Below are 13,989 nucleotides of genomic sequence, written 5' to 3' on the forward strand. Positions count from 1 at the left end.
ACTGGCCGGGGAGTTACGCATGTTCAGGAAATTGTCGATCGTTGCATTTGCCGCCGCGTTGGTCGCAACGCCTTTGCCGGTGCTTGCGCAGAGCAAGAAGGACAGCGTCGTCATGGCGATGGCGCTGGAGCCGCCGGGGCTCGATCCGACCAATGCGGCCGCTGCCGCGATCGCAGAGGTCACGCTCTACAACATCTACGAGACCCTGACCAAGATCAACGAGGACGGCTCCGTTTCGCCCTTGCTGGCGGAGAGCTGGACCGCTTCGCCTGATCTGAAGACCTATACGTTCAAGCTGCGCAAGGGCGTCAAATTCCACAACGGCGAGGCGTTCGATTCCGCCGCGGTGAAGTTCTCGTTCGAGCGCAACGCCGCGCCGAACAGCACCAACAAGGACAAGAGCCTCTACCAGGCCTTCGAGAAGGTCGAGGCGCCCGATGCCGACACGGTCGTGATCACCTTGAAATACGGCGAGCCGAACCTGCCGTTCCTGCTGGGTCAGGCGGGCGGCTCGATTGTCGAGCCGAAGAGCGCTGCCACCAACGTCACGCAGCCGGTCGGCACCGGGCCCTATCAGCTCGGTGCCTGGGCCAAGGGCTCCTCAATCACCTTGACCAAATGGGCAGACTACCGCAACGCCGCCGCGGTCAAGCTCTCCAAGGTGACGATCCGCTTCGTCTCCGATCCGGCCGCGCAGACCGCGGCGCTGCTTTCGGGCGACGTCGATGCGTTCCCGCGCGTCTCGGCCCAGCGCACCATTGCCCAGTTCAAGGCCGATCCGCGCTTCACGGTATTGGTCGGCGGCTCCAGGGCCAAGACCATCGTCGCGATCAACCACCGCAAGAAGCCGCTGGACGACGTCCGCGTCCGCCGCGCCATCCTCGCCGCGATCGACCGCAAGGCCATGATCGACGGCGCCGTCGACGGTTTCGGCACGCCGATAGGCAGCTTCTATGTGCCGGGGGCGCTCGGCTATGTCGACACCACCGGCATCAATCCCTACGACCCCGAGAAGGCCAAGAAGCTGCTCACTGAAGCCGGCGTTACCACGCCGCTCGAATTGTCGCTCAAGCTGCCGCCGCCGTCCTATGCGCGGCAGGGCGGCGAGATCGCCGCGGCCCAGCTCGCCAAGGTCGGCATCGTCGCCAAGATCGAGAACGTCGAATGGGCGCAATGGCTGTCGCAGGTGTTCGCCGGCAACGGTCCGCACAATTTCGATCTCACCATCATCAGCCATGTCGAGCCGTTCGATCTCGTCAAGATCACCGAGGCGGACTACTATCTCGGCTACAACAACGAGGCGTTCAACGCACTTTACAAACAGATCGTATCGACGCCGGACGAGGCCGCCCGCGCAAAACTGCTCGGCGACGCCCAGCGTATGCTCGCGACCGACGCCGTCTCCGCCTACCTGTACCAGCCGCAGCTCATCACCATCACCAACAAGAAGTTGAAGGGCGTCTGGAAGGACGTCCCGCAATACGAGAACGATTTCTCGACGTGGTCTTGGGAGTAGGAGCGCTCGATCGAGTCGAGCCTGTCGTTTCAATCTGGCCTCTCCCCATTGGGAGAGGCCAATCGTTTGCACGTCCAAAACAAGAGCCCGAAAAACAACCCGGTGCACAACAGCCGGGGATTTCAATAGCTTGCGTGTTGCGAGCTTCGATGGTTGGCGCAATGCGCTGGACATTGACCCGTCGGGCAAACCACGATCTCGACAACGCCTGTCGACGACGAGTCCGACCGACCACAACGGGTACGACGAGCGCTCCGCCTTCCTGATCACGGTGGACGGAGGCAAGTTCCGCCTGGTGCCGTAGCAGGCGGACATGCTCGCGTGCGCCAGCGCGCTTTTGCAGGTCATCAGAGTTTCACGGATGCGCAACCTGCGGCGAGGTTCCTCGCGGTGTCAGCGCGGTTCCATGCGCCCAATCAAACTCTCTCCCGAATTCCTGCAAATCTCTGCCATCTACCAAAGGTAGATTCGCTGCCGGTGAAGCGTGGTCAACAACGCGTCTTGCAAGAAAATTCTGCACGCGTCAGGCCCGTTTCCGACAATGAAATGGGAGTTACGCCATGCAGCATCTGCCGAACGATACCTACGACGTCACGCTGGACCAGTTTGGTCAAATCGAAACCATCTACGGCGATCCGAACTTCCCGACCACCGCGGACGCCTGGGGTGGCAACGACACCGTGACGGCGACCATCAGCCAGCCCGAAGCAGACGTCACGATCTTTGGCGACGACAGCACGACGCTGCATGGCCAGTCCCACGGCGGCAACGACTCGCTCACGGTCAACTTCAACTACGGCTGGAACGAAGCCCTCGTGGCCGGCGATGCCCAGGCGATGACTGACGACGCCCGCGGCGGCAACGACACCATCAATGTCCTGGCCGACTCGATGTACACCAACGTGCATGCTTTCGGCGACGTCGCCGGCGACATGTCGGGCAATTCGCACGGCGGCAGTGACACCATCACCGGCGCGGTGGGTTGGCGAGACTACGACAATGTGTATGCTGGCGATGCCGGTGGTTCCATGAGCGGCACGGCGAAGGGCGGCAATGACACGCTCGACATCAGCGTGATCACCAGGGAGGGCTCAGCGGTAGCCAGCGGCGACGCCATCGGCGCCATCAGCGGTGATGCGCATGGCGGCAACGACAATATCACCTTCACCTTCGGCACCGACATCGTCTGGACCGGTGGATTTGGCTACGGAGATTCCGCGACCTCGCTGACCGACAATGCCGAGGGGGGCGATGACATTCTCACGCTCAAGGCCGATAGCCCCGACACCCTCCACCTTACGCACCCTTCGCTCTACGGTGATGCGCCGACCATGTCCGGCAATGCCCATGGCGGTAACGATATTCTCATGGGCGGGACAACCAATGATTTCCTGTATGGTGATGCGAAGGTCTATGCCCCCGCGACGCCGGGCTCGATCACCGGCGGCAGGGATATCCTCAACGGCGGCACCGGCGATGACCAGCTTTCGGGCGGAGGAAACAGCGACACCTTCGTCTTCAACGCCGGCTCCGGCAATGACCTGATCACTGATTTCGACCAGGGCAACAAGGCGGTCGGCAGCACCGTGACCGAACATGATTTGATCAATGTGCACGATTACGGGTTCGCGGATTGGGCGGCGCTGTCGAGCCTGATCAGCGACAATGCCGCCGGCGACGCCGTGATTCATCTGTCGGCGAGCGATACCATCACGCTCGACGGCGTGCAGGCGGCGAGCCTGCACCAGACCGACTTCCTCATCTGAGCGAGCTGCGCTGGGAGCAACGACCTCCCCCCGCCCACAGCGGGGGGAGACGCGGGTGGCACCGTTCCGCCCAGCAGCAGGACCACTTCCCGCTTGCGTTTCCAGTTTCATACGGTCGGCCCCAGTTTGGCACGAGGCAGGACTGTCACCATGCTGCGCCCGGAAACCGTCTCAACCGGGGCTCCCGGCAAGGCCATTCAGCTCATCGATCGCATCATCCGGCAAATCGAGTTCGGCCGCGGCGAGATTCTCGCGCAGATGCGCGACGGACGAAGTGCCGGGGATAAGGAGGATGTTAGGTGAGCGACGAAGTAGCCAAGCAAGCGCGACCTGCATAGGCGTTGCACCGAGGCGAGCAGCGACATCGGTTAGAGTGGACGATTGCAGGGGGGTGAACCCGCCGAGCGGAAAGAACGGCACGTAGGCAGTGCCGTCCCGGGCAAGGTCGTCGATCAAGGAGTCGTCAGACCTGTGGGCCAGATTGTATTGGTTCTGCACGCAGACGATCTTGCAAATCTTGCGTCCTTCCGCGACCTGCGTGGCGGTCACGTTGCTCAGCCCAATATGCCTTATCAGGCCCTGACGTTGGAGATCGGCCAAGACGTTCAGCGGCGCTTCGATCGAGCCCTCGGCCGGGCCATGCCGGTCGATCATGACGCGAAAGTTGACGACATCGAGTGCGTCGACCCCGAGATTTTTCAGATTGTCGTGGACCGCCTGGGTGAGCTCTTCGCGCGAGAAGGCCGGATTCCATGAGGCGTCCGCGCCACGCCGAGCCCCGATTTTGGTGTCGATGACGAGATCCTTGGGGTAGGGTGCAGCGCCTCACGGATCAACTGGTTTGTGACATGCGGGCCGTAGAAGTCGGCTGTGTCGATATGGTTCACGCCGGACGCGATGGCCGCTCGCAGCACAGCCAATGCGGCGGCGCGATCTCTGGGCGGACCGAACACGTGCGGGCCAGCAAGCTGCATGGCACCGTAGCCAAGCCGCTTCACGCGGCGGTCTCCGAGGTCAAAGCTGGCAGTTTGGTCGGTGTTGGGCATAGGTCATCTCCCTCGCCGCTTATCCTGACATCCGGCTGGAAGTGATTGCGGAGAATAGCTTTATCGACGTTCTGGCCGCTGGTTGTGATGCTGGCATCCGATACGACGAGCGTCTGGAGCAGGACATGATGGCGATTCCAATCGGTCCTCGCGTTCAGCGCTTTGCAACCGCTGCCTCTCCAAGCTACCTGGATCGCTACGGCCGGCCCAATCATCCTCGCGAGCTCGTCAACCACGCTTGCCTTGGCAGTCGTCTTTCGTCCGGCGCGATGGTGGCTCCGTGGGAGTTTGAACGGGAGGGCGAAATCGTTCGCGTCGAACCCAAAGGACCGCTGCTGGTCAGCGTCGGGGCGGCGACAGATCTCGCCGTTGCCGCCGCCATCGCCGGTACCGGCATTGTCACCCTCTTCGAGGACTGGCTTCGTCCCCATCTCGCCAGTGGTCAGCTCGAGCCGGTCCTCGAACCCTGGTGGCAGAGCTTTTCGGGGCCCTTTCTCTACTATCCTGGTCGACGTCTCGTGCCGGCGCCGTTGCGCGCATTCATAGACTTCGTAAGGGGTGTACCATCGCACTCAGCGCATGGCGCGACGCCCACCGCGTAGGCAATGCGTTTGCCAGTAGCGAAATGCTCACTTGTTGAGAGTTCAGAGGCGGCTGGATTCCACTCCAGACGCCATGCGGACGCGACGTGAGACAGTCGAGCATCCCTTCGGCGCGATCAAGGCCGTATGGGTGCGACCTACGATGGGCGGTTCGAGTGAAGGCGGCGGCGCACCGTTTGGAAACGATGCGCTGCCTGCCAGGTCATGCTGCCTTGGCGTCGACGTTGCCGATCCAGTCGCGGGCGAGCGTCAAATCGGCTTGCGACAATTGATGGCCCGCCGGCAGGACCCTGTGGGTCACGCTCGCGCCTGCTTGCGAGAGCAGAGCCGCAAGCTTGGCCGAATTGCTGGCCGGCACGATCGGATCAGCCTGTCCGGACAGCAGCAGGACTGGCTTGCCACCAAGCTCGGCCTTGGGCGGATCCGACAGCGGCACCATCGCGCGCAGCAGGATCGCGCCTGCAAGCACCTCCGGCTTCAGCAGCAACAGCGCGGCTGCGATGTTGGCGCCATTGGAGAAGCCGACGGCGACCGGCGCGGCGATGCCGTAGCGCTGCCGCGCCGCGTTGACGAACTCGCCGAGCTCGTTCGCGCGGCGGCGGACGTCGTCCTCGTCGAATACACCTTCGGCGAGACGGCGGAAGAAGCGCGGCATGCCGTGCTCGAGCACGCGGCCGCGCGGCGAGAGCAGGGCGGACCCCGGCGAGATCATCTTGCCGAGCCCGAGCAGGTCGTTCTCGTCGCCGCCGGTGCCGTGCAACAGGAGGAGCGGAGGAGAGCCCGCGCTGGCCGCGGGCTCGAAACGATGGATGAATTCAGTCTCGGTCATGACACGGTCTCTTCCAGATTCGGCAGAACACCCTCGATCTGCTTGCGCTGCGCTTCGAGGAAAACAGGCAGCTTGAGGTCACGTCCCAGCGTCGCGACGGGTTCGTCGACGGCGAAGCCGGGGATGTCGGTCGCGATCTCGAACAGCACGCCGCCGGGCTCGCGGAAGTAGATCGAGCGGAAGTAGTTGCGGTCCCTCTGCTCAGTCGGATGCAGGCCGTGATTGCTCACGAGCTTTTGCGCCATCTTGCCCTGCTCGGCATCGTCAGCCGCGCGGAACGCGATGTGATGCACCGAGCCGCCGCCCTGATGGCCGCGCAAAAAGCCCTTGGCCTCGTAGATGTCGACAACGCTGCCCTCGACATCGCCGGGCGCCTTGAAGCGGATCACCGAGCCTTCACGGCCGGTCTCCTTGAAGCCGAACACATCGGTGAGGACAGCGGCCGTCTTCGCCGCGCTGTCGAGCAGCAAGGTCACGCCGTGGAAACCGCGGATCGCGTGCTCGGCCGGCACGTCGCCGTTGCTCCAGCCGGGCTCGCTCTCGGCGCCGGGAATGCCGACCAGCGCCAGCGCCATGCCATCGGGATCGGTGAACGGCAGCACGGATTCGCCGAAGCGCTTCTCCAGCGCCTCGTAGGCAATGCCCTTCTCGGTGAAACGCTGGGTCCAGTAGCCGAGCGAGCGCTGCGGCACGCGGAAGGCGGTCTGATGAGTTTCGCCGACGCCGCGGCGCCCGGCCGGAACGCCCGCCCACGGAAAGAAGGTCAGGATGGTGCCGGGGCGGCCGGTCTCGTCGCCATAATAGAAGTGATAGGTGCCGGGATCATCGAAATTGACCGTCTTCTTGACGAAGCGCAGGCCGAGATCCCGGGTGTAGAAGCCGAAATTCCTGATGGGGTCGCCGGCAATCGCGGTGACATGGTGCAGTCCAGACATTGTCGTCCTCCAGAGTTCGGGGAGCGTCTTGCTCTGGCCGGAAATATCGTTCCGCTTTGGATTGGAGACAATCCATGCAAATATGACGGCCATGTCTATGATTTGGAAACAATCGGCGGAAGCAGCCCTTGGATAAGCTCGGCAGTCTCCGGGCCTTCGTGAAGGTGGTGGAAAGCGGCAGCTTTGCGGAAGCTGGCCGGCAGTTGCGGCTGTCGCGCTCGGCGATCAGCAAGTACATCGCCGACCTCGAGGAGAGCCTCGGCGTCCAGCTGTTGAACCGGACCACACGGCATGCCAGCCCGACCGAGAACGGCCAGCGCTATTTCGAACGCGCGCTCGTCATCCTCTCGGAGGTCGAGGCGGCCGACCAGGCGGTGACGCAGGCGCAGTCGGCGCCGCGCGGATTGTTGCGCGTCAACGCGCCGATGTCGTTCGGCACGATGCGGCTCGGGCCCGTGCTCGCCGATTTCATGGCGCGCTATGGCGAGCTCCAGCTCCAGATCGTGCTCAGTGACGACCTGCTCGATCCCGTCCAGGACGGTTTTGACGTGACCTTGCGGATCGCGGAACTGGAATCGTCGAGCTTGATCGCGCGAAAAATCATGCCGGTGGCGCGCATGATCTGCGCTTCGCCGGACTATCTCGCACGTCACGGCACGCCAAAGCACCCGCAGGATCTGCGCGAGCACGCCTCGCTGACCTACGGCTACCTGCTCACCGGTAATCAGTGGAAGCTTACAGGCGCCGACGGCGATCACTGGATCCAGCCGGCCTGGTCGCTGTGCGTGAACAATGCCGAGGTGCTGCGCGACGTCGCGATCAAGGGCAGGGGGCTCGCGCTGCTGCCGGAGTTCATCGCTGCCGACGCGTTGCGGACAGGCAAGCTGCGCGCCGTCCTGGAAGACTATTTTGCGCCGCCGCTCGCGCTCTATGCGGTCTATCCGCCGACGCGGCACCTGTCGGTGAAGGTCAGGCTCTTCATCGACTTTCTCGTTGAGCGGTTTGGCCGCGATGAAGAAGTCGGCGCGCAGGGGGCTGAGGCTGGGTCGGGAAGCCATGACTCTGCCCGGGCAACGGCTCGCAGCGATCTCTCGCGATGAGTCAAGAAGGCGAGCTACACGGCGGACAGTCGGGGGATTTCCTTTGAAAGGGTGAGCGGCAAGGGTTCTTCTATTGTCAACGTTGCTGACAGTGATTCCTCGGAATTGCTCTCCCCGCGAACGACTGGATGAAGTCCGGCTGCCAGCAAAGGCCATGATGATTGTGCCTTTGCTGAGAGTCCGCGCAGTGGCTGGATACGATTATACCGCACCGGAAAGTTGAACTTTCTTCCCGTGCCTTGGGACTCATATTAGCGTCCCGACTTCGCGCCTCAGGACAGAAAGAGTTCAACCGCTGTCGGGGCGTTCCGAGGGCTCTCTTCCGTGCCACCGCGAAGAGCCGGGCACGATGAGTAGCTCACACTTCTCGACTTGATTTCAACAAGCGCAGGAGGAAGCTATGCGGAAGTCTCTCACCCTTTTCCTTTCTGGCGTGGCATTGGCCGTCGCGGCGTCAACAGCCGTAGCCGGTGAGCGGGTGCTTGAGTTCAAGCTGGTTACGAAGCCGATCGACCTCAAGGTCATAGAGGCCGCAAACGTCGAGGGACAGACGGTTGTGTCTGGCAAATTCTTTGGGGTCGCCGTCTTCAACGATGGCCGTATCGGAGTGAAAGAGTTCGTCAATACTTCGGACCTGCTCAAAGGGTCGGGCCCCTTCTTCGGCTACAGCACGTACACATTCGAGGAAGGCTCGATTACCGCGCGCTACACCGGTTCGGCCAAAGACGGCAAATCGACGGGCGAATACACCATCCTGTCGGGCACAGGTGCCTATGCGAACGCCACGGGTACGGGAACAATCGAAAGCGCGCCGAACCCATTCAAGGGCGTCAACCTGCTGAACATAAAGCTCGTCGTTAAAACGTCCGGTTCGTGACAGCGCAATGGTCACAGGTCCCACACGAAGGAAGTTGATCCCTTGGGTGGCGTGTTGGCTCGGCCGGCGGCACATTGCCGGCCGGGCGACCTGCTGAAGAACCGACCGGAGTCGTTGAGATTGACCTCCTTCTTGGCCGGTTAACCGGAATAAGTCCGCGCGCAGACATGGAGCGAACGCTTAGGGTGGCTTTGGGCCAGAATCGGACCCTCATGAGCGCAGGAAGCGCGCCGGCTGGCCCACTCTGCACAGCCCCGAAGAATGTTATTGCTTGAGCGACGCTGAAAAGGCGACCAGCGCGATCATGTCGTCGACGCCGAGATTCTCGACAACCGGTTTCATGAGTTCGCTATTGGCCCCCTTCCGCGCACCCGATTTGAAGTCATAGAGCTGCCGGAACATGTAGGTGGGCGAACGGGACGCAAGCCCCGGCGCGATGGCAGTCCCGCTGAGGTCAGCACCGTGACAGGTCCCGCACTGGACGCGCGGATCGCTGTTCGTTGCCAGCGTCCGTCCTTTCTGGACGCTGCCCACCGGGACGTAGGCGATGAAACGAGCGCGCGAGTCCCGGCTGACAAAGTGTTCAACGTTTTCCGGGATCTCGATGATGCGCTGGCCGATGGGCTCTTTCTCGGCGCCGTCCAGCGGAGCCAGGAACAGGTCTCTCACCTGTGTTTTTGGCACCGCCTCGGCCTCTACGACGACAATATTCGATCTGGGCTTGATGGAGGCGAAGTAGGCTGCGGCCTCTGCGAGTTCCTGATCGGTCACCGCTTTGGACAACTTGATCATCAGGTCGGTGGCGACGCGAGGCACCGAGTTCGTGCGCAGGCCCGTCTTGAACTCCGCCGTTTGCTGAATGATGTATTCCGCGGAGAGGCCAAATAGGCTGGCATTCTCAGGACCGCCCGGTCCGTCTGCCCGGTGGCAGACGCCGCACGCGAACACCTCCGGCTTTCTCCCCCTCGCCACGATGTCTGGCATTGGTGGATGATCGTCCGGATGCCAATCGGGCGCGGCGAACAGATCGCGCACTTGCGTGAGCGTAAAACCGGCGGCGCTGTCAGGAACGTGCCTGATCGTGCCATCGTCTGGCGTGCGTTGAAAATTGGGCGGGTTGACCGGGTAGGCCCATGATGGCGGGCCCTCCTGGATTTGCGCTCGCGCCCCGGCCGCGGAGAGCAATGCCAACGAGACCACGCATAGAGCAGTTGGAAATCTCATGGCTCTCGACCTCCCAGCGCGTCGGTGAAGCCAAACTGTACTTCCCGAAGGCGAAGATCAGGAGCGGCTAACCGACCTCTTGTCGGGCGACGGGACGCCGCAGCTCCTCCGCCACATCGAAAACTCCATTCAACGCCGGGGACTCTCAGACGTCAATGTGCGATTTCAGCCGCCTTGGACTGCTCGGGGGCAAAACGCTAAGAGCTCGATCTGAGCAAATCTAGCTGACCGACCGCTGCTCGGCGGGCCGGAGCAGATCGTCGAGCGCGCTCATCGAGGCTGCTCGCAGCGCAGCGAGCTCACGCGCGGCACTCTGGCACTCAGGCGCCGACATCGCAGGCGACGCCAGCTCGATCTCGCGGCAGCGCTCGAACAGGCGGACGAGGCCGAGCGCGCCGGCGGCGCTGCCGAGTTGATGTGCGTGTCGGGCGAGCTGTTTATGGTCGCCGGTCGCGGCAGCCTTGGTGATGTCGTCGATCAGCTTTTCGCTGGTCTCCTCCAGCAAGTGGTGGAGCTTTGTGATTTGCGCGGCGCCGAGCAGCTCCTTCTGGTCGTCGAGATAGTGCCGGTCGATCAAGGCGCCCGCGGCGAGTTGCACGGCTGCCGGCGCGACCTCCGGATCGTCCTCGATCGCCTCGCGCAACGCGTTGATCAGGATCGGCTTGCTGACGATCTGGACAATGCCTGCGTCGGCGAGCCGCTCGCGTGCGCTGGAGGACACGTCCGCGGTGACGGCGATGATGCGCGGCATTTTCGGCAGACCGAGCTTGCCGATCCGCGACGCCGCCTCGACGCCGTCCATGTCGGGCATGTGCAGGTCCATCAGGATGACGTCGAACGCGTGATCGCGGGCGAGTGCGACGGCCGAGGCGCCGTTTCTGGCGATCGTGGCATGATGGCCGAGCCGATTCAGCATTGCTTCGCCGACCTCGCAATTGATGGGGTCGTCGTCGACCAGCAGCACGCGGAGGCGCCGCGACGGTGGCGGAAGTGCACCTTGGGCAATGCCGCTGACGGCCGGATCGAGCGGCACTTCGAGTGTGAACGTGCTACCCGCGCCCGGCGTGCTCTCCACCGTCAGCTCGCCGCGCATCAAACGGCTGAGACGCCGCGCGATCGCGAGTCCGAGGCCGGTGCCGCCGAACCGCCGCGCGATGCTGTCGTCCGCCTGCACGAAATCCTCAAAAATCCGCTCATGCATGTCGGGGGCGATGCCGATGCCGGTGTCGCGAACGGTCACGCGCAGCAGGACATGACCATCATGGCGCTCGGCGGCTGCGTTGACGGCGATCGCGCCTGATGGCGTGAACTTGATGGCGTTGCCGATCAAATTGAGCAGGATGCGATTGAGCCTGACGGGATCGCCGTGCACCGAGGTCCTGACCGAGGCATCGCAGGCAAGGTCGAAGGTCAGTCCCTTGCCGAAGGCCTGGGGCCGCATCAGGTCGGCGGCCGTTTCGATCAGCTGGTCGAGGTGGAAATTACGCGGCTCCAGGGCTTCGGCGCTGGCCTCCAGGCGCGCATATTCCAGGATGGCATCGACCAGCGCGATCAGCGTCTCCCCCGATGCCGCCGCGGTCGTGAGGTGGCGCCGCTGCGCCTCGCCGAGTTTGCCGTCGTCGAGCAGCTGCAGCACGCCCATGACGCCGTTCAGCGGCGTGCGCAGCTCGTGGCTGACGACGGCAAGGAAGCGCGATTTGGTCTCATTGGCCGCCACCGCCGCGCTGCGCGCGCGCTCGGCGGCATCGTGCTCGGCAAGGGCCTGATCGCGCGCTTTCTCCAGCTCCGAGGTGCGCTCGATCACCTTGCGCTCCAGCGTCGCGTAGGAATAGCGCAGTTGCGCGGCCATCCGGTTGAACTGGTCGCCGAGCGCTTCCAGCTCGTCGCCGGTCTTGATCGCGAGCCGCAGGCCGAGATCGCCGCTCCCGATCCGCCGTGCGCCCTGCGTCAGCAGCTGGATCGGCCCCGTCATGCGCCGGCTGAGAAAGAGAGAGACCAGCACCGCACCGGCCAGCAGGACGACGAGGAGAAAGGTCGAACGGCCAATCGACGCATAGATCGGCGCATAGGCCTCGCTGAGCGGCAGCTCGACGAACACCAGCAAGCCGAGCGAGGGGACCGTCGCATAGGTCGACAGCACGCGCTGGCCGGACAGATCCTCCTTGATCAGGCCGCCGGAGGGCGGCCCCACGCCGTCGAGCGCGGCGCGGACGTCGGCATGGCCGGAGAGATCGCTGCGTTGCAGGGCTCGCCACAAATCGGGATGCGCGATCAAGACACCCGTGCGGTCCACCACGTAGGCCTTGCCGGTGTTGCCGACCCTGATCCCGGCGACGAGGTCCCAAATGAAACGCAAATTGACCTCGGCGACGATCACATTGGGATTGCGGCCAATCCCCCGCGTGGCGAGCGTCATGAAGGGTTCGGTATCGCCGAAGAAGTAGACCGGCCCGTAATAGGCCCGGCTTTCATTGGCTCCGCGAAAGGCGGGCGAGGCGGAGAGGTCGGCTTTACTGCCGATTCGGTCTGCCACACGGCGGGACACACGCATCTGTTCAAGCCCGTGCGAGTCGAGCTCGGCGATTTCCGCGATCGCCGGGGAGAGGCGCAGGAGACGGATGGCGTTCAGGCGTTCGTCTTCGTTGGTCGACAGTTCCGGCGGCAGGCGCGAGAGCCATCTGATCTGGTTTTCGATCTGGCCGATGAATTGGCCGATCTGAATCGCAGCGGACGCCGCCTGCTCGCGCTGGGTCGCCGCCAGAAGCTGCTTCTGCTCGCGATAGGAGAACCAGACGTCGAAGCCCGTGTTGATGGCGAGCGCGGCAAAGGCGAGAGCGACGATCGAGTAGAGATATTTGCGGAACAGCCGGCCGGGAGGCGTTCGCAAATGTCCCTGGTCGACCGTTTCGTTCACTCGCGGATCTCGTCGGCGCGCGCGAGCAGCGTGAATGGTATGGTCAATCCCAGCGTGCGGGCGACGGTGCGGTTGATCAAGAGCTCGTATTTGCGCGGCGATTGCACCGGCAGGTCGCCGGCCTTGGTGCCGCGCAGGATGAGATCGACATAGTCGGCCGAGCGCACTTCCAGCGTCGGCCCGTAGCTCATCAACCCGCCGGCGTCCATGAAGTAATGAAACGGATAGATCGTGGGCACGCGATACTTGGCGGCCGCCGCCACGACGGCCTTCCGGTTGACGACCAGGAAGCTGTCGACCAGCGCAATCATCGCCGCCTTCGGCGGCTCGGAGAAGCGCCTGACGGCTTCGTCGATGTCCGTCGGCGCGTTGACGGGGGCGGGGATTGCGGACACTCCGGACTCGGCGGCCTCTTGCTCGATCGAGTCGAGGAAGAAGCGCCCGCCGCGCGGGGTGGTCGCCGGGTTGAACAGGATACCGACGCGCGCAAGATCAGGCACGGCCTCGCGGATCAGCTGCAGCCATTTGCCGCCCATCTCGGCGGTGCTGTTGGTGAAGCCGGTGACGTTGCCGCCGGGATGCGCAAGGCTTTCGACGAAGCCGTTGCCGACGGGATCGTTGGCGGTCGCGAAGACGATCGGGATGGTCCTGGTGGCGGCAAGGACCGCCACGGTTTCGACCGTCGACCCCGTCAGGATCACGTCCGGCTTCAGCTCCAGCAATTCCTGAATCGCGGCCTTGAGCCGGTCCGGTGTGCCGAAGGTCGAACGGAGCTCGAGGCGGAAGTTGACGCCTTCGACCCAGCCGCGCTGCCTCAAGCCGGCGACGAGGCCGCCGAGGCGGGAGGTTGCGCTGTCGATCAGGCTCCGCCGGGTCAGCTCGTCGTCGAGCGGCAATGCGGTCAGCGATCCGACGATCCGCATGCGATCCGACGTTGCGCCGAGCGCGACCCATCCCGCGGCGGTTGCGCCCGCAAGTCGAATGAAGCCGCGGCGATCGACCGCGAGAGCGGAAGGCCGTTCGGTCATGAAACTCTTCGCATGATGGCTTGCCCCGGAGCGGATGCTTAGCGCGAACGGCCGGCATCCACAATTGATGAAAAAATGCGCTTATGAATGCGCATTCGCAGCGTTTGGCAGCCCGATACCGTATTCCTACGCTGCCAAAGAGTCGCTGCTTC

At 63.6% G+C, this 13,989-nt stretch carries 10 protein-coding genes and 2 pseudogenes; 6 read left to right on the plus strand and 6 right to left on the minus strand.

Features of this window, described 5'->3' with window-relative positions; translation table 11 throughout:
* Positions 1-19: 19 nt before the first annotated feature.
* The 3 genes from XH81_RS25725 (at position 20) to XH81_RS25735 (ending at position 3,282) form a co-directional block, all read left to right on the plus strand.
* Entirely contained in the window at positions 20-1,516 is a 1,497-nt protein-coding gene (locus tag XH81_RS25725) for an ABC transporter substrate-binding protein (RefSeq protein WP_028142421.1), read from the plus strand.
* A gap of 130 nt (positions 1,517-1,646) precedes the next feature.
* The gene (locus tag XH81_RS25730) at positions 1,647-1,820 is read left to right on the plus strand and encodes a hypothetical protein (RefSeq protein WP_154694138.1); all 174 of its coding nucleotides are present in this window, start codon (positions 1,647-1,649) and stop codon (positions 1,818-1,820) included.
* Between the two features lie 256 nt (positions 1,821-2,076).
* Positions 2,077-3,282 carry a calcium-binding protein gene (locus XH81_RS25735; RefSeq protein ID WP_028142422.1) on the plus strand — a complete coding sequence of 402 codons (1,206 nt, stop codon included), beginning with the start codon at positions 2,077-2,079 and terminating at the stop codon, positions 3,280-3,282.
* A 171-nt stretch (positions 3,283-3,453) separates the two neighbouring features.
* Here the strand turns inward: XH81_RS25735 and XH81_RS25740 are convergent.
* Positions 3,454-4,328: pseudogene (locus tag XH81_RS25740) on the minus strand (aldo/keto reductase family oxidoreductase).
* Positions 4,329-4,339: 11 nt separating this feature from the next.
* On the opposite strand from XH81_RS25740, the pseudogene XH81_RS25745 reads away from it, so the two are divergent.
* A pseudogene (locus XH81_RS25745) lies at positions 4,340-4,930 on the plus strand (LysR substrate-binding domain-containing protein); the annotation flags it as partial.
* Between the two features lie 202 nt (positions 4,931-5,132).
* On the opposite strand, the gene XH81_RS25750 reads toward XH81_RS25745, so the two are convergent.
* Together XH81_RS25750 and XH81_RS25755 are read right to left on the minus strand one after the other, a co-directional pair.
* On the minus strand, positions 5,133-5,759 hold the full coding sequence (locus tag XH81_RS25750; RefSeq protein ID WP_028142424.1) for an alpha/beta hydrolase: 627 nt from the start codon (positions 5,757-5,759) through the stop codon (positions 5,133-5,135).
* Positions 5,756-6,694 (minus strand): ring-cleaving dioxygenase, encoded by a 939-nt coding sequence (locus XH81_RS25755; protein ID WP_028142425.1) that lies wholly within the window; start codon positions 6,692-6,694, stop codon positions 5,756-5,758. The genes XH81_RS25750 and XH81_RS25755 overlap by 4 nt, the downstream gene beginning before the upstream one ends.
* 128 nt (positions 6,695-6,822) lie before the next feature.
* On the opposite strand from XH81_RS25755, the gene XH81_RS25760 reads away from it, so the two are divergent.
* Together XH81_RS25760 and XH81_RS25765 are read left to right on the plus strand one after the other, a co-directional pair.
* Complete coding sequence (locus XH81_RS25760) at positions 6,823-7,794, plus strand: LysR family transcriptional regulator (RefSeq protein ID WP_049801707.1); 972 nt, start codon at positions 6,823-6,825, stop codon at positions 7,792-7,794.
* 400 nt (positions 7,795-8,194) lie between these two features.
* The gene (locus XH81_RS25765) at positions 8,195-8,671 is read left to right on the plus strand and encodes a hypothetical protein (RefSeq protein WP_028142426.1); all 477 of its coding nucleotides are present in this window, start codon (positions 8,195-8,197) and stop codon (positions 8,669-8,671) included.
* A gap of 264 nt (positions 8,672-8,935) precedes the next feature.
* On the opposite strand, the gene XH81_RS25770 is transcribed toward XH81_RS25765, so the two are convergent.
* The 3 genes from XH81_RS25770 to XH81_RS25780 all read right to left on the minus strand — a co-directional run bounded on the left by XH81_RS25770 (position 8,936) and on the right by XH81_RS25780 (position 13,837).
* Positions 8,936-9,862, minus strand: a complete 927-nt coding sequence (locus tag XH81_RS25770) for a c-type cytochrome (protein ID WP_246553967.1) — start codon at positions 9,860-9,862, stop codon at positions 8,936-8,938.
* Between the two features lie 253 nt (positions 9,863-10,115).
* A complete protein-coding gene (locus XH81_RS25775; RefSeq protein ID WP_028142428.1) occupies positions 10,116-12,809 on the minus strand; it encodes a hybrid sensor histidine kinase/response regulator in 2,694 nt (897 codons plus the stop codon).
* Positions 12,806-13,837, minus strand: coding sequence for an ABC transporter substrate-binding protein (locus XH81_RS25780; protein ID WP_028142429.1), 1,032 nt, complete (start codon positions 13,835-13,837; stop codon positions 12,806-12,808). The genes XH81_RS25775 and XH81_RS25780 overlap by 4 nt, the downstream gene beginning before the upstream one ends.
* Positions 13,838-13,989 lie beyond the last annotated feature (152 nt).

Source organism: Bradyrhizobium sp. CCBAU 25360 (assembly GCF_028128695.1).
Taxonomy (GTDB): Bacteria; Pseudomonadota; Alphaproteobacteria; order Rhizobiales; family Xanthobacteraceae; genus Bradyrhizobium; species Bradyrhizobium ottawaense.